Below are 23,338 nucleotides of genomic sequence, written 5' to 3' on the forward strand. Positions count from 1 at the left end.
GGACAGTTGATAACGCATATTAGGCCGTCTTTGAATGGACCGGTTCCAGCTCCGCTACATTAAATCCTGTTCATGCAGCGGCGCGGCACTTGAGTCACATAATGCAAAAAACCCCGCGTCATCGCGCGGGGCTCAGTTCAAGTCAACTATGGAGGCAGCGTGAAGGCATTGCAAGGCGTTGAAGGGCATGTGGAATGGGCCGAGTACCCGGCACCCCCATGCGATGTGGGGCAGGTGCGCATTCGCGTGGCCGCCGCTGGGCTCAATCGGGCCGACCTGTTGCAACGCGCGGGGCATTATCCGCCGCCGCCAGGGGCCAGTGAAATCCTCGGGCTGGAATGTGCCGGGGTGATCAGCGAAGTGGGTGCCGGGGTCGCTGCGTTCAACGTGGGCGACCGTGTATGCACCTTGCTCGCCGGCGGTGGCATGGCCGAAGAAGTGGTGGTCGACGCCCGCCATGTGCTGCCCGTGCCAGAGGGGCTGAGCCTGATCGAGGCCGCAGGCATTCTGGAAGTGTACGGCACGGTATGGTTGAACCTGTTCCAGCTGGCGCGCCTGCAGCCTGGCGAGAAGGTGCTGCTGCACGCGGGGGCCAGTGGCATAGGCTCGGCGGCGATTCAGCTGTGCAAGGCCTTCGGCAACCCTACCTGGGTGACGGTGGGCTCGGCGGAACGGCTGGAGTACTGCCAGGCGCTGGGCGCACAAGGCGGCGTGCTGCGCGGTGAGGGCCTGTCGGCACTCAAGGACTTGGGCCCGTTCGACGTGATTCTGGACCCGGTAGGGGGCAATTACGCCGAGCTCAACCTGCAAGTGGCTGCCCAGGACGGCCGGTGGGTGTTGATCGGGGTGATGGGCGGCCGTGAGGCCAAGCTGGACATGGGGCTGATGCTGGGTAAGCGCGTGCAGCTGATTGGCTCAACGCTGCGCAGCCGCGACGATACCTTCAAGGCGGAGCTGCTGAGGGAATTGGGGCAAGAGGTGTTGCCGCTGTTCACTGAAAAGCGGCTCAACCCACAGATCGCCAGGACCTTCCCCATCGGCGAGGCCGAGGAAGCCTTCGCCGAACTGGCCACCAACCAGATCACCGGGAAGGTGGTGCTGGTGGTGGATCCGACGCTGGTTTAACTACCGGTTCCCGGGCTTCGCCGAATGGCTTGCCGAATGGCTAGGCCCGGGAATCACGGATTAGCGCATATCCGGCAAATGCGCTTCGCTTTTCACGTCGGTCTTGGCGATGGCTTCGGCCGGCAGCACGATCTTGGACTTCGGCAGCAGCATGCCCATGTTCGCCAGTACGCGGTACATCGAGTATTCCTCGGTGTAGCGCACTTCGGTGTAACGACGGTTGGCGTTGTACAGCTCGTTTTCGCTGTCCAGCAGGTCGAGCAGGGTGCGTTGGCCCAGGCCGAACTGGTTCTGGTAGGCAGCCCTTACCCGCGTGGTGGTTTCGGCGTACTCACGTGCGCTGGGTGCCTGCTGGCGCGCGTTGAGCATGGCGTTCCAAGCCAGGGACATGTTTTCGTTCAGGCTGCGCAGGGCATTGTTGCGGATATCCATCGCCTGGTTGATGCGATGCGCGTCGCCTTGCAGGCGGGCCTTGTCGCTACCACCACGGAAGAGGTTGTAGCTGACCGCTACACCCGCACGCCAGTCGTTGGCATGGCCTTCCTCGCCAGAGATGTTGTCGTTGGCGCCCACGGCCACTTCCGCGTCTACCCGTGGGTAAAACTGCGACTTGGCGCCTTCATATTGCTGTTCCGCTGCCTGTACATCCGCCTGGGCAGACTTCAGGTACGGGTTATTGTCGATCATGGCCTGGCGGGCGTCGGTGACTTCGGGAGGCAACTCGCCACGAATGGTAGGCGGTGCTTCGAGCTCATCCGGCATGCGGCCCGTGGCGCTGTAGAAATTGGCTTCGGCGTCGGCCAGGTCAACCATGGCGGTCTGGTAGTTGTTCTCGGCCAGCGCGCGGCGGGCACGGGACTGATCGCTGTCGGCGGTGCTGCCGATACCGCGCTCGGTGCGCAGGCCGATCTGGTCATTGACCCTCAGGTGCGCTTGCAGGTTGTTCTTGGCCAGGTCCACCAGCTCTCGGCGCTTGAGCACCTCCAGGTACACCTCAACCGCGCGCAGGGCGAGGTCTTGTGCCACGCCTTGCACATAAAAGGCACGAGAGGTGGAAACCGCTTCGGTTCGTGACACTTCACGTGTCGCGCTCGACCCGTCGAACAGCATCTGGCGCAGACGCAGCTCGGACGTTGTATACGTCAGCAGCTCTTTATGGTGGTCACCCCGGGCCCGGGTAGTCGGCGTGTCGGATTTCTCCCGACCATAGCCGCCCACGAAGTCCACGCTCGGCAGGTAGGCACCGCGGGCGACTTTTACGTCTTCGTCTGCGGCAAGCCGGCTGTTGATATTCGACTGCAGCTCCGGGTGTGTATCCACGGTGCTCTGAATAGCCTCCTGGAGCGACATGGCATGGGCCTGCATGGCCCCGATCGCCAACAGCACGGCGCTGCAGAGGGGGGTTAAGATGCGCATCGGTGTACTACTCCCAGTCCCTGTAATAATGGCAGTCGCCAAATTATTGGCGATTATTCTTATTGATCCATGCGCGGATCGTAACATTACTGACGCTGTGAAAATTCTGTGATGTTAATATCATTTCTTCATAAGCCTTATTCCTAAAAAAACTTATGCAGGCGATGCGCTTTCGGTTCATCGTACAGTCGCCCGATTCGCTGAAAGGACCGCGTGCGGGGGCTTTCAGACGATTTTTGAGGATTCGGTATTTAGTGTGTCAAGGGATCAGTGGGTCGTACTCCAGAAGGATTTTGGGCAGTTGTGAGGGCGACGTTTTTTTGTCGCCGTAGTCCGCAGAGCACTTTTTGCTCTCATGTTCGATACGAAGCTGCTATGAGCCGCAACCCGTTGAATTAGTTCGGCTTATGCGTGAATTTCATCAGCTTCGACGCGTCAGTGGCTGTCAAGATGCCAGCCCTCTCGTGAACTCCGGGGAACATCCCCTGTCTCCTTTGCGCAACGGCCTGGTGCCGAAAGGCAATGGAGGAGTAGGCAATGGCAACCTTGATCGGTGTCGTCAGTAAAGTAGTAGGGCAGGTATTCGCAGTCGCCGGTGATGGCACTCGTCGTCTCCTCGTTGAGGGAGATCGTGTTTACGCTGGCGAACAGCTGGACACCGGTGTGGGGGGTGCCATTTCGGTTCACCTGCAGAGCGGGCAGGACCTCGCGCTCGGGCGCGGGAGCAGCCTGGCGCTCAATGAAGGGTTGCTGCACCACCAGGCACCGGACATCCAGACCACAGGTGAGCGCGTTGCCGACACCGCGCTGGACGATGTCAACGCCCTGCAGCAGGCCATCGCCGCCGGGGTGGACCCTACCCAGGTTTCCGAACCCACGGCCGCGGGCCCTACCGCGACCGGCCCTACCGGCGTGCCCGGTGGCGGCGGGGGGCATTCTTTCGTATTGCTGACTGAAGTCGGCGGTTCGGTTGCGCCCACCGTCGGCTTCGATACCGCAGGCTTGCCGGCCGCGCCGGAATTCCCGGACCCCACGCTCCCGCCTTTGGTAACGCTGGCAGCCGCCACGCCGGACAACCCGGTGGTGCTCACAGGCCTGGACGTGACCGGCGGCGAAATCACCGTCAACGAAGCTAACCTGGCGAACGGTTCCAGCCCGGACGCGGGCGCGCTCACGCAGGCCGGTAGCTTTACGGTCACTGCGGCAGATGGCCTTTCCAGCCTGGTGATCGGCACCCTTGAGGTGATCCGTGCCGGGCAGGTTGTGGGAATAGGGCAGTCCTATACCACGGCCGACGGCAACCTGCTTACCGTAACCGGCTTCGACCCGGCCACCGGCGTGCTGTCCTACACCTACACGCTGACCGGTAATGCCGACCATCCCGCCGGGAATGGCGCCAATACCCTCGGTGAAAGCATCCCGGTCACTGCCGTGGACAACGACGGTTCCACCGCCAGCGGCAGCCTGGACGTGACCATTCAGGACGACGTGCCTACCGCTGTAGCCGATACCCAGGCTGCAAGCGATGACCTGACCGTGGTGACCGGCAACGTGCTCAGCAACGATGTGCTGGGCGCCGACGGCATCGCGTCCCCGGTGACGACCCCTGGCACCTACACCGGCACCTACGGCACCCTGGTGCTCGGCGCTGACGGTTCCTACACCTACACCCTGGATACCACCAGCCAGGCTTACCGCGACCTGCTGTCCGGCAATGCCACCGTAGGCAACGGCACGGAAACCTTCAGCTACTCGATCATCGACAGCGACGGCGATGCCGCCACCGCCACGCTGACCGTGAACGTTACCAACCCGGACGACCCGGTCACCTTTATCAGCCTGGGTGTGGACGGCGGCGAGCAGCGGGTGTTCGAAGCCAACCTCAGCACCGGTACCGACCCTGACGCAGCGGCGCTGACCCGCGTTGGCAGCTTTACCCTGGATGCGAAAGACGGCCTGGCCACGCTGACCATCGACGGCGTGGACGTGATCGGCGGCAGCGCCACCGGCCTGCCAGTGACCATCACCGGCCAATTGGGCAATGCCCTGACCATCACCGGCTACGATGCCACCACGGGCGTGGTTACCTACAGCTACACCCTGTCCGAAGCCCAGCAGCACAACGTGGGCCAGAGCGAGCTATCGGAAGACTTCCACCTGATCGCCACCGACAGCGACGGCGACACCGGCAACGCCTGGCTGAACGTGCGCATCGAAGACGACAACCCTATTGCGGTCTCTGACACTACCGCCGTGAGCGACACCACCACGGTGGTCAGCGGCAACGTACTGGCCAACGATTCCCTGGGTGCTGACGCGATCCCGTCGCCAGTGACCAACCCCGGCACCTACGAGGGCACCTACGGTACCCTGGTGCTCGGCGCTGACGGTTCCTATACCTACACCCTGGACACCACTAGCCAGGCCTACCGCGACCTGCTGGCCGGCAACGCCACCGTGGGCAACGGTACCGAAACCTTCAGCTACTCGATCATCGACAGCGACGGCGATGCCGCCACTGCCACGCTGACCGTGAATGTCACCAACCCGGACGACCCGGTCACCTTCATCAGCCTGGGCGTGAATGGCGGCGAGCAGCGGGTATTCGAGGCCAACCTTCCAGGCGGTACCGACCCCAACGCTGCAGAACTCACCCGTGTGGGCACCTTCACAATCGATGCGAAGGATGGCCTGGCCACCCTGACTATCGATGGCGTGGACGTGATCGGCGGCAGCGCGACCGGCCTGCCGGTGACCGTAACCGGCCAGTTGGGTAACGCGCTGACCATTACCGGGTACAACGAAACCACGGGCGTTGTGAGCTACAGCTACACCTTGTCTGAAGCCCAGCAACACAATGTGGGCCAGAGCGAGCTGTCGGAAGACTTCCGCCTGGTGGCCACTGACAGCGATGGCGACAGCAGCCTTGCCTGGCTGAACGTGCGTATCGAAGACGACGTGCCCACGGCCGCGCCCATCACCGATAGCGTGTCCTCCACGGCGGTGAATACCAACCTGCTGATCGTGCTGGACGTTTCCAACAGCATGGGCAACGATTCCAAAGTCAATGGCCTGAGCCGGCTGGACCTTGCCAAGCAGTCCATCAACGAGCTGCTGGCCCGTTACGATGACATGGGCGATGTGCGGGTGCAGGTGGTGACCTTCAACAACCACGAAAACGTGCTGAGCAGCCAGTGGATGACGGTGGCCGAGGCGCGCGCGGCCATCAACAGCGACTCGGTGACCAATGGCGGCGGCACCAACTACGACTATGCGCTGGATGGCGCGCAGGCGGCATGGGCCACGGCTGGCAAGCTGACCGACGCGCAGAACGTGTCTTACTTCCTTTCCGACGGCAACCCTACGCTGTCTGATGAGCGTCCCAAGACCGGCAATGGCCAGTCTGGCAACAAGACAGACGTCGCGCTGGGCGACGGCATCGACAGTGCCGAACAGACGGCCTGGCAGACCTTCCTCGACGCTAACAATATCCAGTCCTATGCCATCGGCATGGGGCCGAGCGCCAAGGCGGTGTACCTGGACCCGATCGCCTACAACGGCACTACCGGGACCGATACGGCCTCTGTGGTCGTGACCGACCTGTCGCAATTGCCCAGCGTACTCAACGGTACCGTGGGCAGTGGGTCGGTCAGCGGCAGCCTTACCAGCGCGGCCCAGTTCGGCGTGGATGGCGGCCACCTGCAAAGCATCAGCGTGGACGGCGTGACCTACACCTATGACGGCAAGGGCGCGGTAACCGCCGACGGCACCGCCGGTAGCTGGAGTTTCGACAGCACCAGTAACCTGCTGAGCGTGACCACCAGCCACGGCGGCATCCTGGCCATCAATGTGGGCACAGGGCAGTACGGCTACATCACCGCGGCAGGCAGCAATGCCAGCAGCCAGGAGAACATCGGCTACACCATCGTGGACAACGACGGTGATACGGCGGGCTCAACCCTGACCATCAACGTCAACCCTGCCGCCACGGCCACCAGCAGCAACGCGATTCTCGTCAGCAATGACTGGGCGGCAGCTGGCGCTGATTTTTCCGCCACCAGCCCTGTCAGCCTGGCCGTCGCGGGGCGTGCACTGGCGGTGGAACGCTCTCAGTTCTACGCCAACTCCCTGGCACTGACCGCCGCGCTGCTGATCACGGGCACCCTGGCTCATGCGGGTACCGCCGATGCCAGCGACACGGTGAGTGTGCACTTGCGCCAGGGCGAGACCCTCACCGTCGATTCCGCCGCCGTCAGCAGCGGCGCGGCAACACTCAGCTACGCGCTGGATGATGGCAGCTATGCCGCCGTGGTCGGGAACAGCCTTACCGCTACCGCGGACGGGACCTACCACCTGAAAGTGACCAATGCGGACGCCGCGGCGACTACCGAAACCTATCAGCTGGCACTGAGTGTGGATTACAGCCACGCGCAAACCACGCCTGTGGCCACTGCCACCACCTCCGCTATCGACGATGCTCATGCGAGCCACGCCAGCGCATTGGTGGTGGCGGACCATCAGGGTGAGCACACCGTGACGGGCACCAGCGGTGACGACACCCTGACGGCCACCGATGACGGTTCCGTGCTTCAGGGCGGAGCTGGTAACGATGTGCTGGTGGCAGGGCAGGGCGCCGACGAATTGCATGGCGGCACGGGCAACGACCTGCTGCTGGCAGGCGTTCACACCGTGGTACTGGACGGCGGCGACGGGTTCGACACTGTCAGCTATGCAGCTGCAACCAGTGCCGTAACCGTGGACCTGAGAGAGGGCGGCACTACCGGCGGCTGGGCTGCAGGCGAAACCCTTACCGGTATCGAACACCTGATCGGCTCGGATTACGACGACATCTTCCATGCGGGCGACAACGGCCTGGTGATGAACGGAGGCGCCGGCAACGACCAGCTCTATGGCGGCAATGGCGCGGATACGCTGATCGGCGGTGCCGGGAACGACACCCTCACCGGTGGCGCGGGCGCTGATAGCTTCGTATGGCAGGCAGGTGATACCGGGACTGATACCGTGGCCGACTTCAAACTGGGCACCGACACCCTCGACCTCGGCTCCCTGTTGGGCGACCTGGGCAAAGGCGACCTTGAAGGCCTGTTGAGCTTCAAGGTCACTGGCAGCGGGAGCAACCTGGTCAGCACCATCGACATCAGCAGCACCGCTGGTGGCGCCGCGGTGCAGAGCATCGACCTGCAACACGTGAACCTGGCCCAGGCCTACAACGTGAGCACCGATGCCAACGGGCTGGTGGTAGGGTTGCAAAACAATTCGGCCATCATCAACGGCCTGCTGGGCGATCACTCGCTGAAGGTCGATAGCACGGTGTAAGGCTCGTCGCGGCCAAGGCCAGCTGCTACGAGGTGTATCCCGTAGCAGCTGGCCTTGGCCGCGATCGGCGGGTATATCCCGTAGCAGCTGGCCTTGGCCGCGACCGGCCTATCAGGGCCGCTGTTTCGGAACTGCCGCGGTCGCCGGCAAGGTCATCTTACGGGCGCAGCGCTGAAAGCCCTGGGTCAGTGAGTACGCGGCTTGAGCAGCGCCGGCTTTTCGTCTGGCGCATGCATCATCAGGTACAGGCCGGTAAGGATTTCCGGGATCTGTACCACCATTTCATCCTGAAGGTCGGGGCTGCTGGCGATATCGGAGAACTCGGACTGCTCGTCGAACAGGCCCGACCCCACCATGATCGGCAGCAGCAGCTCGCTGACTTCGTCTTCCGCGGTTTCGAACCAGGCCTCTTCGCGCAGGAACACCCCTTCCATGAAGCCGATGCACCAGCCGCGCAACTCGGAGTCGTCGGGCTCTTCGCCCAGGTCCAGGTCGCACGGCAGCTCGAATTCCTCATCGCTGGCGAGCTGACGAGCAATATGCGCCTTGAGCTGCACCAGCGTGCCTTCGATCATTTCGCGCTCGGCATCGTCGGCATAGTGCGGCTCTTCGGCGAAGAGCGCGTCGATCCACTCGCGCTCGGGCACTTGCTCAGTGGTAATGGACAGCGCGGTCAAGTAGCCATGCGCCGCTACGTAATCCAGCGCTTCTTCATGGAGCTCATCGGCGTCCAGGAAGACTTGCAGGCGGGTAAGTTGCTCGGCGAATGACATGAATGACTACCTTGGGGGAAAAGGACAATGCTGAATTCTAGGCCCTGAACCGGGGTAAGCGCCACCGCAAGGCAGGTAAAAGCGCTGTGGCTCGGTGGTTTGGTATACTGCTCGCCATTTTTTCGACCCGCGGGCGGTTTTCGCGGTTTCCTGGAGTCATGCATGCTCGAACAGGCACAACGTGTCCTAAAGGACGTCTTCGGCTACGACAGCTTCCGCGGTCGCCAAGGGGCGATCATCGAGCGTGTGGCGCGAGGCGGCGATGCCCTGGTGTTGATGCCCACCGGCGGCGGCAAATCGCTGTGCTACCAGGTGCCTGCATTGCTGCGCGAAGGCCTCACCATCGTGGTGTCGCCCCTTATTGCCCTGATGGAAGATCAGGTTGCCACGCTCGATGAGCTGGGCGTACCCGCCGCGGCGCTCAATTCCACCCTCGATGCCGAACAGCAGCGCGAGCTGGCGGTTCGCCTGCGTCAGGGGGAAATCAAATTGCTGTACCTGGCCCCCGAGCGGCTGGTGCAGCCGCGCATGCTCAGCTTCCTGCAGCAACTGAATGTGGCGCTGTTTGCCATCGACGAAGCGCATTGCGTCTCGCAGTGGGGCCACGACTTCCGTCCCGAATACCTGCAACTGGGTCAGTTGGCCGAGTTGTTCCCCGATGTGCCACGGATCGCGCTGACCGCCACGGCGGATAAACGCACGCGAGAGGAAATCGTCAACCGCCTGGCCCTGCATGACGCCGAGCGCTTTCTGTCGAGTTTCGACCGCCCCAACATCTTCTACCGCATCGTGCCCAAGGAGCAGCCGCGCAAGCAGTTGCTGGCATTCCTTGGCGAGCATAAAGGCGATGCCGGTATCGTGTATTGCCTGTCGCGCAAGAAGGTGGACGAGGTCGCCGCCCAACTGGTGGAGCAGGGCTTCCCGGCATTGCCCTACCACGCCGGCCTGCCTGCCGAGCTGCGCGCGTTCAACCAGAAGCGCTTCCTCAACGAGGAAGGCCTGATCATGGTGGCTACCATTGCCTTCGGCATGGGCATCGACAAGCCTAACGTACGCTATGTGGCCCACCTGGACCTGCCCAAATCCCTCGAGGCGTATTACCAGGAAACCGGCCGCGGAGGCCGCGATGGCTTGCCGGCCGATGCGTGGATGGCATACGGCCTGCAAGACGTGCTGATGCTCAAGCAGATGATGCAGAACTCCGAGGGCGACGAGCGCCACAAGCGGGTGGAGCAACATAAGCTCGACGCCATGCTGGCGCTGTGCGAGGAAACCCGCTGTCGGCGTCAGGCGCTGCTGGCCTATTTCGATGAAGACCTGCCCCAGCCTTGCGGGCATTGCGACAACTGCGTGGACGGTGTGCAAACCTGGGATGCAACCGAGCCTGCGCGCCAGGCGCTGTCGGCCATCTACCGTACCGGCCAGCGCTACGGCGTGGGCCACCTGGTGGACGTTCTGCTGGGGCGTGACAACGAGAAGGTACGTGCCTCTGGCCATGAGCGCCTCGCCGTGTTCGGGGTGGGTAAAGGCAGGGCAGAAGGCGACTGGCGGTCGCTGTATCGCCAGCTGGTCGCCCGTGGGCTCGCTGACATTGACCTCGAAGGCTATGGCGGGCTGCGCCTGACCGATGCCTGCCGACCCCTGCTGCGCGGCGAAGTGACCCTTGAACTGCGCCGGGACCTCAAACCCCAGGTGACTGCGCGCAGCAGCGGCGGCAGCCCGGCCAGCCAATTGGTGCGCGGGGAAGAGCGCGAACAGTGGGAAGCGCTGCGGGCGCTGCGTCGCCGGCTGGCCGAAGAACATGGTGTGCCGCCGTATGTGATCTTCCCGGATTCGACCTTGCTGGAAATGCTGCGCAGCCAACCCACTACCCTGGCGGAAATGGGTCGGGTAAGCGGCGTAGGCGCACGCAAGCTGGAGCGCTATGGCGATGCTTTCCTCGAGGTGCTTGGCGGTACCCAGAGCAGCGCGGCGGCCCCTGCCCCTGTGGTGGACCTTCGCCATGAACTGGTAAGCCTGGCCCGCGCTGGCATGACCCCCACGCAGATCGCCGGGCAACTCAAGTGCTCCGAGAAAAATGTGTATACCTTGCTGGCCGAGGCGATTGGCGCCCAGCAACTGTCATTGGAGCAGGCGTTGGACCTTCCCTTCGAGCTGCTCAGCGAAATCCAGGACAGCTTCCTGGATGGTGAGGGGGAGCTGCCGCCGGTAAGCGAAATCGCTCCGCTGTTCCAGGGGCGAGTGCCCGAAGGGGTGCTGTACTGCGTACGCGCCGCACTGCAGTCGGAGTTCGAGCTTTAAAAGGAATGGTCTGGAAGCATTACAAGCACTTGCCAAGCACCAGCGCTCCTGCTTAGCTCCCTAATAATTGTATTCGTGACTTGAGTTGACCTATGCCCCTGACTGACCAACACCGCTTCGGCATGCAACTGGCCCAGTTGTCCCGAGGGTGGCGCGGCGAACTCGATCGCCGCCTGGCAGGCCTCGGTCTGTCCCAGGCCCGCTGGCTGGTGCTGTTGCACCTGGCCCGTTTCGAAGTTGCCCCCACACAGCGTGAACTGGCCGCCAGCGTGGGCGTTGAAGGCCCGACCCTGGCCCGGTTGCTCGACAGCCTGGAGGCTCAGGGCCTGGTGCGGCGCCACGCAGTGGTGGAAGACCGCCGCGCGAAGCAGATCAGCTTGAGCGAATCGGCCCTGCCGCTGATCAAACAGATTGAAACCATTGCCAACGAACTGCGCCTGGAGCTGTTCAGCGGCATCAGTGAGCAGGATCTGGCCACAGCCATGGCGGTTCACGCCAAGGTACTGGCCAACCTGGAGAAGCGGGCCTGAACCGGTAGGCCGTCGCGGGGCTTTGAGTTTCCCCGGGCGCAGGCTATAAGGAAGGCTGTGGAAGTCGTTCCCAAGGGATGCTCATGCGCAAGCGTTTTACCCGTAATGTCCGGTTCGCGCCTCGATCGGCCACTCGCCTGGCGCTCTATTCGATACTGGGCGGCTGTGCCCTTGCATGGTCCGGCCTTGCCTGCGCGCTGGGGCTGGGCGACATTACCCTGCATTCGGCACTGAACCAGCCGCTGAACGCCGATATCACCTTGGCTGACAGCGCCGGCCTTGACGAAAGTGATATCACCGTCAGCCTCGGTACGCCGGAGGAATTCGCCAGGGCGGGCGTGGACCGCTCGTTCTTTCTCACCGACCTGCGCTTCACGCCGGTGTTCAAAAATGGCCGCAAGGTTATCCATGTCACTTCCAGCAAGGTAGTGTTGGAGCCCTACCTGAGCTTTATCGTCCAGGTCACCCAGCCCAGCGGGCAGCTTCTGCGCACCTACACCCTATTGCTCGATCCGCCGGGCACCGTGGCGTTGCCACCGCCACTGATCGCCACCAACGCGCGGCCAGAACCTGTGTCGTCGGTGGCGCCCATGCCTACCCAGGCCGAAGCGCCGGTACCGCCGCCTGCTGCGCCGCGCAAGCGAAGCAACGAAGGTAGCAGCCCGGCCAAGGAAACCTCGGCCGGCGAACAACTGACCGCCACGGCGGCCCAGAACAAACAGCTGCAGCAGTCCGTGGACGACCTCGAGTCCCGCTTGCAGGGCCTGGAGGAGGAACGCAGTACCAAGGATCAGCAGCTTGCCGAGCTGCAATCCCGCCTGGCCGAAGCGCAGGCGATCGCCGCGGCGCGAGCGGCTGTTGCGCCGCCTGTGGCAGCACCTTCCACTTCGACGGCGCCCACTACGAACACAGCAGGCGCGCCTGCCGAGGCTGGCGCTTCGGTTGCTCCTGCAGCACCCGCGCCAGCTTCCACAGCGCCCGCTGCGCCCGTAGCTGCAACGGCCACACCCCCGGCTGCCGCTCCTGCAGCGGCACCTGCGGCCGCGAATCCGCCCGCCCCCGTGGCCCCGCTGGTGGTAGCCCCGGAAACGGACGATCTCACCTGGCTGTTGCAACTGGGCGCGTTGCTGGCGCTGGTGCTGCTTATCGCCGCCTGGCTGTTGCAGCGTCGCCGCCAGCGCACCGCTGCGCCGGAGGCGCCAGTATTGCCCGCTACAGTTGCTGCCGGCCAAGGCGACGCCACTGACGTCCAGAACGCACTGGCGACCGCGGTACCGGTGGCGGCGCGGCGCGAGCACGCGCCCGCGACCGACGCGCTGGACGCCGCCAGTATCTACATCGCCTACGGGCGCTTCAACGAAGCCCTCGGCGTGCTCCGGGAGGGGCTGCAGCGCCAGCCAGAGCGCCGCGACCTTCGCTTGCGCATTCTTGAAGTGCTGGGCTTGCAGGGCAACGCCCACGCCTATGCCGAGGAAGAGGCTGCGCTGCGCGCCAGTGGCGAGAGCGATGCCACGCTGGATCAAACCCGTGCTCGCTTCCCCCGCTTGGCTTCGGCCGCCGTGGCGCTGGCAGCTGGCACCGCGGCCGCCACGCAGCTGCCGCCGGTCATTCCCGAGTCGCCGCGCCAGGTTCGCCCGGAGGATTTCGAAGCGCCGGCTACCACCGACGAGTTGCCTGCGAACGACACGCTGTCAGACCTGGACATCGATTTCGATGCGCTGGGGGACCTGAACGAACCGGACGTGGCTGCGCCAGCGGCTGCATCGCAAGCCTTGGCGGCCGATGAATTCCATCTGAACCTGGAGGACATGGCGCTGGATGCGGATTGGTCTTCCATGGACCCGTTCGATCCACCCCCTGCGCCGCTTTCTCGCCCAGCTTCGAGCGTGCTGGACACGCCAGCCGACAGCGCTCCGCTCGATGAAAGCCTGTTCTTTTCCAACCTGCGCGAATTGCCCGAGGTGCTCGAGCTGCCTGAAGACGAATTCCTCAGCGACTTCGCTGATGAGCCGCTCGCACTCGTGCCCGAAGAGGGTGGAGAGGATCTGGACGCGGCGTTTCTTGATAATTTTGCCGACGAGCCGGGATTGTTGCCCGGCCTCGGGAGTGATTTGCCCGTGGAGGACGAAGCGCTCGAACTGCCCGGAGAAGGGCTTGGCGAGGACTTTGCGCTGCCGGGGAGCGAGCTCCCCGACCTGGATGAGCTGAGCATCGATTTCGATGATCTGGAAAGCCAGGCCCAGAGTGCAGACCGTCTCGATCATGCCCGCGCGCTGCTGGCTCAGGGTGAGCGGCAAGAGGCAAGCTGGCTTTTGCACGAGCTGGCCCAGGACACCGACGAAACCACCCGCGAAGCTGCGCGGCAACTGCTTGCGGGCCTGTAGGGCCCGCCTGTTCAGAAGCTCAGTTTGCCCGTGATCAGGTCGCGGAACATCGCGAAGTCGCCCATCAGGCTATAAAGCGGGTGCTTGAAGGTGGCCGGGCGGTTGTGTTCGAAAAAGAAGTGGCCGACCCAGGCGAAGCCGTAGCCCACCACAGGCACGGCGAGCAGCAGCCAGGGGTTGAAGGTCGCAAAGGCGTAGGTCACGAATGCAATCACCAGGCTGGTGCCCACGAAGTGAAGGCGCCGGCTGGTGTTATTGCTGTGCTCGGCCAGGTAGTACGGATAAAACTCGGCAAAACTCGCAAAACCGTGGGTATCGCTCATAAGGCCTCCGGGCGCCGCGCCTGTTCAATGGCCAGAGCATAGCCAAAGCGCAGCCTGCGCTCAATGCCGCCAGAAAGCAGGCATGCACAGCACCAGCACGGTAATGATTTCCAGCCGCCCCAGCAGCATGCCAAACGACAGCAGCCATTTGGCTGCATCCGGCAAAGGCGCGAAATTCCCGGCCGGGCCGATGGTGTCACCCAGGCCCGGGCCTACCCCGGAGACCGTACTGGCCGCGCCCGTTAGCGCGGTCATCCAATCCAGCCCAAGCAGCCCCAGTGCCAGCGCGATCAGGCCGATGGTGGCGCCGAAGAAGAACGAGAACGTGAGGATCGAACGCACAATGTCTTCGTCCAGCCGGTGGCGATTGTATTTCTGGCTGATCACCGCGCGCGGGTGAATGAGCTGGTTGAGGCTGGCCTTGAGCAGGATATACGCCACCTGGAACCGGAAGATCTTGATGCCCCCGGCCGTGGAGCCCGAGCAGCCACCGATGAAGCCCAGGTAAAAGAAAAACATGAGGGCAAAGTTGCCCCACAAGCTGTAGTCCCCCAACGCGAAGCCGGTAGTGGTGATTACTGAGGTAACGTTGAAGGCCACGTGCAGCAGCGCCTGCGAGAACGGCAAGCCGGTGCCCAGCCAGTACCAACCGCCCAGCACCACCCAACACATCAGCAGCAGCCCGAGAAAGCCCTGAACCTGTTGGTCTCGCAGCAGCGCCTGGTAGTGGCCGCGCAACGTCGCCACGTAAAGCGTGAACGGCAGGCTGCCGAGAATCATCAGTACGATGGCCACCCATTGCACCGCCGGTTGATGCCACTTGGCGAGGGATTGGTCCGAGGTGGAAAAACCGCCCGTAGAGATGGCCGACATGGCGTGGTTGACCGCATCGAACAGCGTCATCCCGGCGAGCCATAACCCCAGGGCGCCGAGAGTGGTAATGCCCACATACACCAGCACGATGGACTTGGCGACCATGTGCGAGCGCGGCATCAGCTTTTCCGATCGGTCCGAGGACTCTGTCTGGAACAGGCGCATGCCACCGATGCGCAGCAGAGGCAGGATGGCGACGGCCATGGCGATGAAGCCGATGCCGCCCAGCCAGTGCAGCAGCGAGCGCCAGATGAGTATCCCGGGAGACATGGCGTCGAGCCCGGTGAGCACGGTGGAGCCGGTTGCCGTGATGCCCGACATGCTTTCAAAGAACGCATCGGTGTAGCTGATGTGAGCGGTGAAATAGAAGGGCAGGGCGGCGAAAACCGCTACCAGTACCCAGCTGCTCACCGTGAGCAGGTACATGTCGCGAGGGCGGAGGTTGCTTTGCTCGGGGCGGCCGCGGATGACCAGTGCCAGGCCCGACAGGAAGGTCAGCAAGCTTGCCCAGAGGAAACTGTGCAGGTCTTCGGTGCGGTCGAACACAACGAGGGTGAGCATGGGAATGGCCATGCCGACGGCCAGCGTGAGCAGGAAAATGCCGATGATGAAGCCGATGACACGAAGGGTCGACAGTGACATTGAACCCACGCTGGGACAAAAGGGCCGGACATTTTACCTGCGGGCCAGCCGGTGTAAACGTTAGACTAGCCCGAACGAGTTGATAAGGAGTGCCCGATGGAAGCCTTGGAAGCCCTGCTTGAACGTGTGTCCGTCAGCCGGCTGGTGGAGCCTGCGCCCAACCAAGAGCAGCGAGCCTTGATGTTCGACGCCGCCATGCGCGCGCCGGACCATGGCCAGCTCAAGCCATGGCGGTTTTTGACCGTCGAAGGCGATGCGCGCCTGGCGTTGGGTGAGCTGCTTGCCCAGGCGGCGGCGGCAAAGGGCGGAGAGGGCAACGAGGCGGCCATCGAGAAAGCGCGCAAGGGCCCGCTGCGGGCTCCGTTGGTGGTGGTCGCCATCGCTGTGACCAGGCCCCATCCGAAGGTTCCGGTCTCTGAACAGGTGCTCACGGCGGGCTGCGCGGTGCATGGGTTGCTGCTGGCGGCCTACGCCCAAGGCGTCGGCGCCATGTGGCGCAGCGGTGAGCTGTCGTTCGCCCCGTCGGTGGCGGCCGGGCTGGGGCTGGCGGCCCATGAGCAGATCATCGGGCTGATCTACCTGGGCACCCCGGCTCACGAAGTCCGCCCTGCCAGCCGTACCTCGGCGGAAGGGTTCGTCAGCGCTTGGGTGGGGCGTGGCTGAGGTGAGCCACACTCCTGTAGGAGGGCTCTAACCCCCTATTCGCGAGCTACGCCGGATGGCCGGCCCCCCGCTTCCTACAGGTGTACGCCAGAATTTGTAGGAAGCGGGCGGAGCTCGCGAATAAGGGCGGTCTACAAAGGTAGTGCCCCACGCCTACGCCGCGGAAGGTGGCGCCAAGGGCAGCTCAAGCCGCGCGATAAAGCCGCCCTCGGGGTGGTTGTCCAATAGCAGCCTGCCGCCATGGCGCTCTGCTGCACGGCGAGCGATGGCCAGGCCCAGGCCGTGGCCGGGCGCTGCCTGGCCAGGGGCGCGGTAGAAGGGCTCGCCCAATTGGGCCAGGTGCTCCGGCGGGCACCCCGGGCCGTGATCGCGAACACTGATGGTCACACCGGCGTCCGTGGCCGCCGCGCTTACCGCGATCGGCTGCCCGCTGGGGTTGAAGCGCAGCGCATTGCGCAGCAGGTTGTCGGTGGCGCGCTCGATCAGGGTTGGCCAGCCGCGTAGTTCCAACCCCGGGGTGACGTTCAGTTCTACCACCTGCTCTGGCGCGCTCAGCCTGGCATCGTGCACGATGCTCTCCAGCAAAGGCTCCAATGCAACCGCTTCGGCGCTGGTTTGCTCGGCGTCTACCCGCGCCAGTACCAGGATTTCACTGATCAAGGCCTCCAACCGGTCGCACTCCAACGTGAGGCGTGGCCATAGCCGTTCGCGTTCCGCTGGCTCGGCCCGTTCGGCCAGCGCCAAAGCGATGCGCAGGCGAGCCAGCGGCGAGCGTAATTCATGCGACACGTCGCGCAGCAACTGCCGCTGGCTACCGATCAGGCTTTGCAAGCGGGCGCCCATGCGATTGAAGTCGTTGGCCAGCACGCCGAATTCGTCACGGCGAGCGGCCAGCCTCGCGAGGCTGTGCTGCTGATAGGTCGCCTGGCCGAGGTCATGCACTGCTCCGCGCAAGCGCTGCAACGGCCGGGTAATGGAGAGCGTGACCAGCAGGCTGAATAACGTGAGTACTACCAACGCGATGCTCAGCGCGCCGATCGGCCAGAACAGGCTGTCGCGGTGCCAGGCATCGAGTTCAGGATGAGGAATGCGGTAAATGAACAGGTAGGTGTCGCCACTGGCCGGGCTGGTGTATTCCGTGGTCAATCGGCGCCAGGGCAGCTTGCGATCATCCTGGCTCTGGCGGTCTTCGAACGCTTGCGCCCGGCGCGGGAAGGTTCCGGGAACCACGGCTTCTCCGGCCTCGTTGAGCACTTGGGTGTCCACATGGAATTGCCGTTTGTGATCCTCAAGCAGCGCCTCGGCGGCGTCCGCGCCCTGTGCTTCATAGCGTTGCGCCCATTCCTGGGAAAAGTGCTTGAGGGCAGGGTGCCGGCTGAGGATCCACGCATCCTGGTTGAGCACATGCCCCATCAGCACCGACAAGCCCGCGACCAGGGTGATCGCGAGCCAGAAGCTCGCCAGGATTCGCCAGAACAATGAACGCAACGGAGCACCTCTTCACGGGATAGACAAAACCCGGCCATGGGCCGGGTTCGGTAGGTAGCGGCTTATTGAGCCTTTTTGTCTTTCTGCGCTTTCCAGGCCTGGAACTCGGCCCACTCCGCGCGGCGCTCATCGCGCTTCTTGTTCATCTCATCGAACTCTTTCTGTTGCTCTGGCTTGAGCACTGCGCGAATGTCGCTACGGGTCTTGGCTTCGCTGGCCGCCAAGGCGTCGTGCATGGCCTTTTTCTCGGCAGCGGGGAGTTTGTCCAGGTAGGTTTCGGTGATTTCGCGGCGTTGTTTCATCTGCTCGCCCATCAGCTTGCCAACCTGCTGGCGCTGTTCACGGCTCAGGTCCAGCCCTTCGAGTGGGCCCGGGCCACGGTGATGCATCATGCCAGGGCCAGCGCCTGGGCCCATGTCCGGACCGTGCGCCGGGCCTTCGGGGGCCGCCATGGCCAGGGTTGGAAGGGTGGCCGCGAACAGCAGGGCAGTCAAAGTCTTGCGCATGGTGAAGCTCCTTGTCTCGTCGCCGGTCGTTTACCGGATGAGTTCAGTCTACGCAGAGCAGCGTCAAGGGCAGTCAGCACCAGGTAAAGACTTGGTAAACACAGGTAAGGGGAATGTTACAGGCCTCTTCACTCGGCGTAGAAATAACCGCGGCTGCGCAGCGCAACGATCCGCGGGCGGCCATCGGGATGGGGGCCGATTTTCTTGCGCAGGTTGCTCACGTGCATGTCCAGGCTGCGATCGTAAAGCGTGAGTTTGCGGCCCAGCGCCAGTTGCGCAAGCTCCTGCTTGTCCAGCGGCTCGCCCGCCTGCCGTAGCAGGGCTTCGAGGATGCGGCTTTCCGATAGCGTGAGGGATATATCGTGCTGGTCAATGCTGGCTACACCCCTCGCCGGGCTGAACGTCAGGTCCCCGACTTCGATCTGGCTGGTACTGGCCGTTGGATGGCTGCGCCGCAACACCGCGCGTAAACGTGCTGTCAGCTCCCTCGGGTCGCAGGGCTTGGCCACGTAGTCGTCCGCGCCCAGTTCCAGGCCAAGGATGCGGTCCAGCGGCTCGCCCCTCGCCGACAGCATCACCACCGGCAATTCGGCATGCTCGGCGCGAAGCTGCTTGAGCAGCTCCAGCCCGCTGCCATCTGGCAGCATCACATCGAGCACTACCGCCGAGGGCGCCGACTCGGCGAGCGCGCGGCGGGCGCTCTGGCCGTCGTGACAGGCGCGCACTTGAAAACCCTCGTGGCTCAGCCAGCTGCTCAGCAGTTCGCACAGTTCCACATCGTCGTCGATCAGCAGCAGTTCGCTCATCGTCGATCAGGCGCTTGGGAAGACTTGCTTGAACGGCTTGACCACCACGCTTTCGTACACGCCGGCAGCCTTGTAGGGATCGGCTTCGGCCCATTCACGTGCAGCGTCGAGCGAGGCAAACTCGGCCACGATCAGGCTACCCGAGAAACCGGCGCTGCCTGGGTCGCTGCTGTCGATGGCAGGATAAGGCCCGGCCAGAACCAGCCTGCCCTCCGCCTGCAAGGCATGAAGCCGTTCGAGGTGGGCAGGGCGAGCGGCGAGGCGCTGGGCCAGCGAGCCGGCGACATCGGTAGCGTTGATTGCGTAGAGCATGTCAGTCCTCGGTTTTGGAAGGTTCGTGATCGTGCAGATGACGCGACAGGTATACGCCCTGGCCCAACAGGAACAGCAAGGTCATGCCCAGGCTGCCGAACACCTTGAAGTCCACCCAGAAGCGCTCGAAGGTGAAGGCCACGAACAGGTTGGCTGCCCCGCAGATCAAGAAGAAGATGATCCAGGCCACGTTCAGGCGGTTCCAGACCGCAGCGGGCAGGTTCAGGGCATGGCCCATGATGCGCTGGATAAGCACGCGGTCGCCGATAAAATGGCTACCCAGGAACGCCAGCGCGAACAGCCAGTTGACCACCGGCGCCTTCCACTTGAGGAAGGTTTCGCTGTGGAACGCCAGGGTCATGCCGCCGAACAGCAGGCAGGCCAGCAAGGTCAGCCACTGGCTTTTCTCCAGCCGCCGCTGGCGAATGAACAGCAGGCCATAGACCACCAGCGAACTGCCGATCAGGAACGCGGTCGCACTGAAAATACCACCGAAGGCAAAGCTGTGACCGGCCAGGTCCAGCGTGCGGGGCTCGGTTTTATAAACAATGAAGAACAGTAACAGCGGGATAAAGTCGATCAGTTGTTTCACGGTGGCAGCCAGGCGCGGAATGTGGCGGCATAATAGCAAACCTTCTTGAACTCGAAAGCGCCGCCATGAATGTTGACCTGCACTGCCATAGTACGGCCTCCGACGGCGCCCTGGCCCCGGCCAGCGTGGTGGCGCGCGCCCATGAGCGCGGCGTGGAGCTGCTTGCCCTCACCGACCATGACACGGTGGATGGGCTGGCCGAAGCCCGGGACACGGCGGCAGCACTGGGGATGCGATGGGTAAGCGGGGTGGAAATGTCCTGCACCTGGGGCGGCGCCACTATTCATGTGCTCGGTTACGGCTTCCCGCTCGACGCCCCGGACCTGAACGAAGCGTTGGAGGCCTTGCACACCGGGCGCTGGCAGCGTGCCGAGGAAATCGACCGCCGGCTGGCCGCCAAGGGCATGCCCGGCGCGTTGGAAGGGGCGCGAGCCATTCAGGCAGCCTTGGGTGACAGCCGCAACGCGCCGGCCAGGCCGCACTTTGCCGACTTTCTCGTGCAGCAGGGCCACGTGCCGGACCGGCAAACGGCGTTTCGCAAATGGCTGGGTGCCGGCAAGATTGGCGACGTGAAGCAGCACTGGCCCACGCTCGAGCAGACCGTAACCACGCTGCGCCGGGCGGGCAGCTGGGTAAGCCTGGCTCATCCGATGCACTATGATTTCAACCGAAGCAAGCGTCGCCGCCTGGTGACCGACTACCAGAACGCCGGTGGTCAGGCCCTGGAAGTGGTCAATGGCCAACAGGCAGACGAGCAAACGGGTACCTTGGCCATCCTGGCCCGAGAATTCAGCTTGCTGGCGAGTGCCGGTAGCGATTTCCACGGGCCGGGCAACTGGGGCGAAATCGGCAGCTACCGCGCGCTTCCGCAAGACCTGCCGTTGCTGTGGGAGCGTTTTGGCGATGAGCGTGCATGCCTACCATCAGGGATATGAAGTGAGCCAGTTCTTTCAGATTCACCCGCAAACGCCGCAAACACGCCTCATCAAGCAGGCAGTGGACATCATTCGCGCAGGGGGCGTGGTGGTTTACCCTACCGATTCGTCCTACGCGATCGGTTGCCGGATCGGTGAAAAGTCCGCCATTGAACGGGTGCGCCGCCTGCGTCAGCTGGACGACCGGCACAACTTCACCCTGTTGTGTTGCGACCTGTCGCAACTGGGCCTGTTCGCCAAGGTAGACACCGCCGCGTTCCGCTTGTTGAAAGCGCATACCCCGGGGCCTTATACCTTCATCCTGAGCGCCACCCGCGAAGTGCCGCGGCTGCTGCTGCACCCCAAGCGCCGTACCATCGGCCTGCGCGTGCCCGAGCACCCCATCGCCCAGGCCCTGCTCGAAGCGCTCGGCGAACCACTGATGAGCGTGAGCCTCATCCTGCCTGGCGATGCCGAGCCACTGAGCGACCCCTATGAAATGCGTGAGCGGCTGGAGCATCACGTGGACCTGATCATCGACGGCGGCCCGGGAGGCGGTTCGGCCTCCACCGTGGTGGACCTTTCCGGCGACGATCCTCATGTAGTACGGGTGGGCTGTGGCGACCCGGCGCCGTTCCAGGCGGGTGCATGACCGAAATCGTTGACCCGGTGGCCGCTGACCTCGAGGCCGAAGCCGGGGGCCAGTTGCAGCTGGCGCTGGTCTATGGCGAAGCCTTCACCGAGGTGCCGCAAGACCTGTACATCCCGCCCGATGCGCTGGAAGTGTTCCTCGAAGCCTTCGAAGGCCCGCTCGACCTGCTGCTGTACCTGATCCGCAAGCAGAACATCGACGTCCTCGATATTCCCGTGGCGGAAATCACCCGCCAGTACATGACGTACGTGGAGCTGATGAAGACGATCCGGCTGGAGCTGGCCGCCGAATACCTGGTGATGGCCGCCATGCTGGCCGAAATCAAGTCCCGCATGCTGTTGCCGCGTTCCGCCGAGGTGCAGGAGGAGGAGGGCGACCCTCGCGCCGAACTGATTCGCCGCTTGCAGGAGTACGAACGCTTCAAGGCCGCAGCGGAGGGCATCGATGGCATGCCCCGTGTGGGCCGGGAAATCATCGTGCCCCAGCTGGACGCACCTCAGGCCAAGGCCCGACGCCTGCTGCCGGAAGTGGCGCTGGAGGAAGTTCTGCTGGCGATGGCCGAGGTGATGCGCCGCAACGACCTGTTCGAAAGCCATCAGGTGAGCCGCGAAGCGCTGTCTACCCGCGAGCGCATGAGCGAAGTGCTGGAAAAGCTCAAGGGCGGTGCTTTCGTGCCGTTCATCGACCTGTTCGCGGCCCATGAGGGCAAGTTGGGCGTGGTGGTCACCTTCATGGCTATTCTGGAACTGGTGAAGGAATCTTTGATCGAGCTGGTGCAGAATGAGCCTTTTGCCGCCATCCATGTCCGGATGCGCGGGGAATGAACGCAGCGACCTGAGCCCCCATGAATCTGAATGAACCCCGCGAGCTGGCCTCCCTGCTCGAAGCCTTTCTGCTCGCCTCTGGCAAGCCGCAAAGCCTGGACCGCCTTTACGAACTGTTTGAAGAGGCCGAGCGCCCGGGGCCCACGGTGTTTCGCAAGGCCCTGGACCTGTTGCGAAAGTCCTGTGACAACCGTGCCTTCGAATTGGTAGAGGTCGCCTCCGGCTACCGTTTGCAGATCCGCGAGCGTTATGCCCCCTGGGTAGGCCGATTGTGGGAAGAGCGGCCGCAGCGGTATTCCCGCGCGTTGCTCGAAACCTTGGCACTGATCGCCTACCGCCAGCCGATCACCCGGGGGGAAATCGAGGACGTTCGCGGCGTGGCCGTCAACAGTAACATCGTGAAAACGCTGTTGGAGCGAGAGTGGATTCGCGTGGTGGGCCACCGCGAGGTGCCTGGCCGGCCGGCGATGTTCGCCACCACCAAGGCGTTTCTGGACCACTTCAACCTCAAGAACCTGGACGAACTGCCGCCGTTGGCCGACCTTCGCGAACTGGAGCCGCGGCCTTTGCTGGACGAGGAAGACCTGCCTGTGCCTGCGCACCTGCAGGCCATGGCCGATGCCAGCGCCGAGCCAGAGGATGCCGAAGCCGCGCCGCCGGCGGAAGAGACCAGCTTCCGCAGCCTGCTGCTGGAGCTGGACACCCTGGAGGCGGGCCTGAAAACCGACTTCGACGACCTGCGCGTGCCAGAGCCCGAGCTCGACCAGGAGCTGGCTTCCGAACCGTCCGACAGCAACGAGGAAGCTGAACCGCGCTGACGCGCTGGTCGAATACTTCCCCCCAAACGGGTGCGCCGCGTCGGCTTTGGGCGTATGAT

Annotated in this window: 19 protein-coding genes; 10 read left to right on the forward strand and 9 right to left on the reverse strand. The window is 63.7% G+C overall.

Going from position 1 to position 23,338, the window contains the following annotated elements:
- Positions 1-159: 159 nt before the first annotated feature.
- Positions 160-1,125: an NAD(P)H-quinone oxidoreductase gene (locus G7016_RS04745; protein ID WP_181111678.1), complete on the forward strand. Its 966-nt coding sequence runs from the start codon at positions 160-162 to the stop codon at positions 1,123-1,125.
- Between the two features lie 60 nt (positions 1,126-1,185).
- On the opposite strand, the gene G7016_RS04750 is transcribed toward G7016_RS04745, so the two are convergent.
- Positions 1,186-2,541 carry a TolC family outer membrane protein gene (locus G7016_RS04750; RefSeq protein ID WP_181111679.1) on the reverse strand — a complete coding sequence of 452 codons (1,356 nt, stop codon included), beginning with the start codon at positions 2,539-2,541 and terminating at the stop codon, positions 1,186-1,188.
- A 537-nt stretch (positions 2,542-3,078) separates the two neighbouring features.
- Here G7016_RS04750 and G7016_RS04755 point away from each other — a divergent pair.
- Positions 3,079-7,878, forward strand: coding sequence for a retention module-containing protein (locus G7016_RS04755; protein ID WP_181111680.1), 4,800 nt, complete (start codon positions 3,079-3,081; stop codon positions 7,876-7,878).
- A 185-nt stretch (positions 7,879-8,063) separates the two neighbouring features.
- On the opposite strand, the gene G7016_RS04760 is transcribed toward G7016_RS04755, so the two are convergent.
- On the reverse strand, positions 8,064-8,651 hold the full coding sequence (locus G7016_RS04760) for a UPF0149 family protein (protein WP_181111681.1): 588 nt from the start codon (positions 8,649-8,651) through the stop codon (positions 8,064-8,066).
- A gap of 162 nt (positions 8,652-8,813) precedes the next feature.
- Between G7016_RS04760 and recQ the strand changes: the two genes are divergently transcribed.
- The 3 genes from recQ (at position 8,814) to G7016_RS04775 (ending at position 13,866) form a co-directional block, all read left to right on the forward strand.
- On the forward strand, positions 8,814-10,952 hold the full coding sequence (gene recQ / locus G7016_RS04765) for a DNA helicase RecQ (RefSeq protein ID WP_181111682.1): 2,139 nt from the start codon (positions 8,814-8,816) through the stop codon (positions 10,950-10,952).
- A 92-nt stretch (positions 10,953-11,044) separates the two neighbouring features.
- The gene (locus G7016_RS04770; RefSeq protein ID WP_181111683.1) at positions 11,045-11,482 is read left to right on the forward strand and encodes a MarR family transcriptional regulator; all 438 of its coding nucleotides are present in this window, start codon (positions 11,045-11,047) and stop codon (positions 11,480-11,482) included.
- An 83-nt stretch (positions 11,483-11,565) separates the two neighbouring features.
- The gene (locus G7016_RS04775) at positions 11,566-13,866 is read left to right on the forward strand and encodes a FimV/HubP-related protein (RefSeq protein WP_181111684.1); all 2,301 of its coding nucleotides are present in this window, start codon (positions 11,566-11,568) and stop codon (positions 13,864-13,866) included.
- An 11-nt stretch (positions 13,867-13,877) separates the two neighbouring features.
- On the opposite strand, the gene G7016_RS04780 is transcribed toward G7016_RS04775, so the two are convergent.
- Together G7016_RS04780 and G7016_RS04785 are read right to left on the reverse strand one after the other, a co-directional pair.
- Positions 13,878-14,189, reverse strand: a complete 312-nt coding sequence (locus G7016_RS04780; protein WP_181111685.1) for a DUF962 domain-containing protein — start codon at positions 14,187-14,189, stop codon at positions 13,878-13,880.
- A gap of 60 nt (positions 14,190-14,249) precedes the next feature.
- Positions 14,250-15,704, reverse strand: a complete 1,455-nt coding sequence (locus G7016_RS04785) for a TrkH family potassium uptake protein (RefSeq protein ID WP_181111686.1) — start codon at positions 15,702-15,704, stop codon at positions 14,250-14,252.
- A gap of 96 nt (positions 15,705-15,800) precedes the next feature.
- On the opposite strand from G7016_RS04785, the gene G7016_RS04790 reads away from it, so the two are divergent.
- On the forward strand, positions 15,801-16,367 hold the full coding sequence (locus G7016_RS04790; RefSeq protein WP_181111687.1) for a nitroreductase family protein: 567 nt from the start codon (positions 15,801-15,803) through the stop codon (positions 16,365-16,367).
- Positions 16,368-16,520: 153 nt separating this feature from the next.
- On the opposite strand, the gene G7016_RS04795 is transcribed toward G7016_RS04790, so the two are convergent.
- The 5 genes from G7016_RS04795 to G7016_RS04815 form a co-directional block, all read right to left on the reverse strand.
- Positions 16,521-17,855 (reverse strand): sensor histidine kinase, encoded by a 1,335-nt coding sequence (locus tag G7016_RS04795; protein ID WP_181111688.1) that lies wholly within the window; start codon positions 17,853-17,855, stop codon positions 16,521-16,523.
- 62 nt (positions 17,856-17,917) lie between these two features.
- Positions 17,918-18,361, reverse strand: a complete 444-nt coding sequence (locus G7016_RS04800) for a Spy/CpxP family protein refolding chaperone (protein ID WP_181111689.1) — start codon at positions 18,359-18,361, stop codon at positions 17,918-17,920.
- Positions 18,362-18,489: 128 nt separating this feature from the next.
- Positions 18,490-19,167, reverse strand: coding sequence for a response regulator transcription factor (locus G7016_RS04805; protein ID WP_181111690.1), 678 nt, complete (start codon positions 19,165-19,167; stop codon positions 18,490-18,492).
- Positions 19,168-19,173: 6 nt separating this feature from the next.
- On the reverse strand, positions 19,174-19,479 hold the full coding sequence (locus G7016_RS04810; RefSeq protein WP_181111691.1) for a YciI family protein: 306 nt from the start codon (positions 19,477-19,479) through the stop codon (positions 19,174-19,176).
- 1 nt (position 19,480) lies between these two features.
- Complete coding sequence (locus tag G7016_RS04815; protein ID WP_181111692.1) at positions 19,481-20,071, reverse strand: septation protein A; 591 nt, start codon at positions 20,069-20,071, stop codon at positions 19,481-19,483.
- 65 nt (positions 20,072-20,136) lie between these two features.
- Between G7016_RS04815 and G7016_RS04820 the strand changes: the two genes are divergently transcribed.
- The 4 genes from G7016_RS04820 (at position 20,137) to scpB (ending at position 23,279) form a co-directional block, all read left to right on the forward strand.
- Positions 20,137-21,006 carry a PHP domain-containing protein gene (locus tag G7016_RS04820; RefSeq protein WP_181111693.1) on the forward strand — a complete coding sequence of 290 codons (870 nt, stop codon included), beginning with the start codon at positions 20,137-20,139 and terminating at the stop codon, positions 21,004-21,006.
- Between the two features lies 1 nt (position 21,007).
- Positions 21,008-21,637 (forward strand): L-threonylcarbamoyladenylate synthase, encoded by a 630-nt coding sequence (locus G7016_RS04825; protein WP_181111694.1) that lies wholly within the window; start codon positions 21,008-21,010, stop codon positions 21,635-21,637.
- Positions 21,638-21,762: 125 nt separating this feature from the next.
- Entirely contained in the window at positions 21,763-22,461 is a 699-nt protein-coding gene (locus tag G7016_RS04830) for a segregation and condensation protein A (protein ID WP_181111778.1), read from the forward strand.
- Between the two features lie 20 nt (positions 22,462-22,481).
- On the forward strand, positions 22,482-23,279 hold the full coding sequence (gene scpB, locus G7016_RS04835) for an SMC-Scp complex subunit ScpB (protein ID WP_181111695.1): 798 nt from the start codon (positions 22,482-22,484) through the stop codon (positions 23,277-23,279).
- The last annotated feature ends 59 nt before the right edge of the window (positions 23,280-23,338 follow it).

The organism is Pseudomonas japonica (assembly GCF_013522925.1).
In the GTDB taxonomy this organism is placed as follows: Bacteria; Pseudomonadota; Gammaproteobacteria; order Pseudomonadales; family Pseudomonadaceae; genus Aquipseudomonas; species Aquipseudomonas japonica_A.

Excerpts from the sequence above, each read along its gene's own strand:
- G7016_RS04750 (WP_181111679.1), bottom strand. The coding sequence starts at position 2,541 with ATGCGCATCTTAACCCCCCTCTGCAGCGCCGTGCTGTTGGCGATCGGG.
- G7016_RS04755 (WP_181111680.1), top strand. The coding sequence starts at position 3,079 with ATGGCAACCTTGATCGGTGTCGTCAGTAAAGTAGTAGGGCAGGTATTC.
- G7016_RS04760 (WP_181111681.1), bottom strand. The coding sequence starts at position 8,651 with ATGTCATTCGCCGAGCAACTTACCCGCCTGCAAGTCTTCCTGGACGCC.
- recQ (WP_181111682.1), top strand. The coding sequence starts at position 8,814 with ATGCTCGAACAGGCACAACGTGTCCTAAAGGACGTCTTCGGCTACGAC.
- G7016_RS04770 (WP_181111683.1), top strand. The coding sequence starts at position 11,045 with ATGCCCCTGACTGACCAACACCGCTTCGGCATGCAACTGGCCCAGTTG.
- G7016_RS04775 (WP_181111684.1), top strand. The coding sequence starts at position 11,566 with ATGCGCAAGCGTTTTACCCGTAATGTCCGGTTCGCGCCTCGATCGGCC.
- G7016_RS04780 (WP_181111685.1), bottom strand. The coding sequence starts at position 14,189 with ATGAGCGATACCCACGGTTTTGCGAGTTTTGCCGAGTTTTATCCGTAC.
- G7016_RS04785 (WP_181111686.1), bottom strand. The coding sequence starts at position 15,704 with ATGTCACTGTCGACCCTTCGTGTCATCGGCTTCATCATCGGCATTTTC.
- G7016_RS04790 (WP_181111687.1), top strand. The coding sequence starts at position 15,801 with ATGGAAGCCTTGGAAGCCCTGCTTGAACGTGTGTCCGTCAGCCGGCTG.
- G7016_RS04800 (WP_181111689.1), bottom strand. The coding sequence starts at position 18,361 with ATGCGCAAGACTTTGACTGCCCTGCTGTTCGCGGCCACCCTTCCAACC.
- G7016_RS04805 (WP_181111690.1), bottom strand. The coding sequence starts at position 19,167 with ATGAGCGAACTGCTGCTGATCGACGACGATGTGGAACTGTGCGAACTG.
- G7016_RS04810 (WP_181111691.1), bottom strand. The coding sequence starts at position 19,479 with ATGCTCTACGCAATCAACGCTACCGATGTCGCCGGCTCGCTGGCCCAG.
- G7016_RS04820 (WP_181111693.1), top strand. The coding sequence starts at position 20,137 with ATGAATGTTGACCTGCACTGCCATAGTACGGCCTCCGACGGCGCCCTG.
- scpB (WP_181111695.1), top strand. The coding sequence starts at position 22,482 with ATGAATCTGAATGAACCCCGCGAGCTGGCCTCCCTGCTCGAAGCCTTT.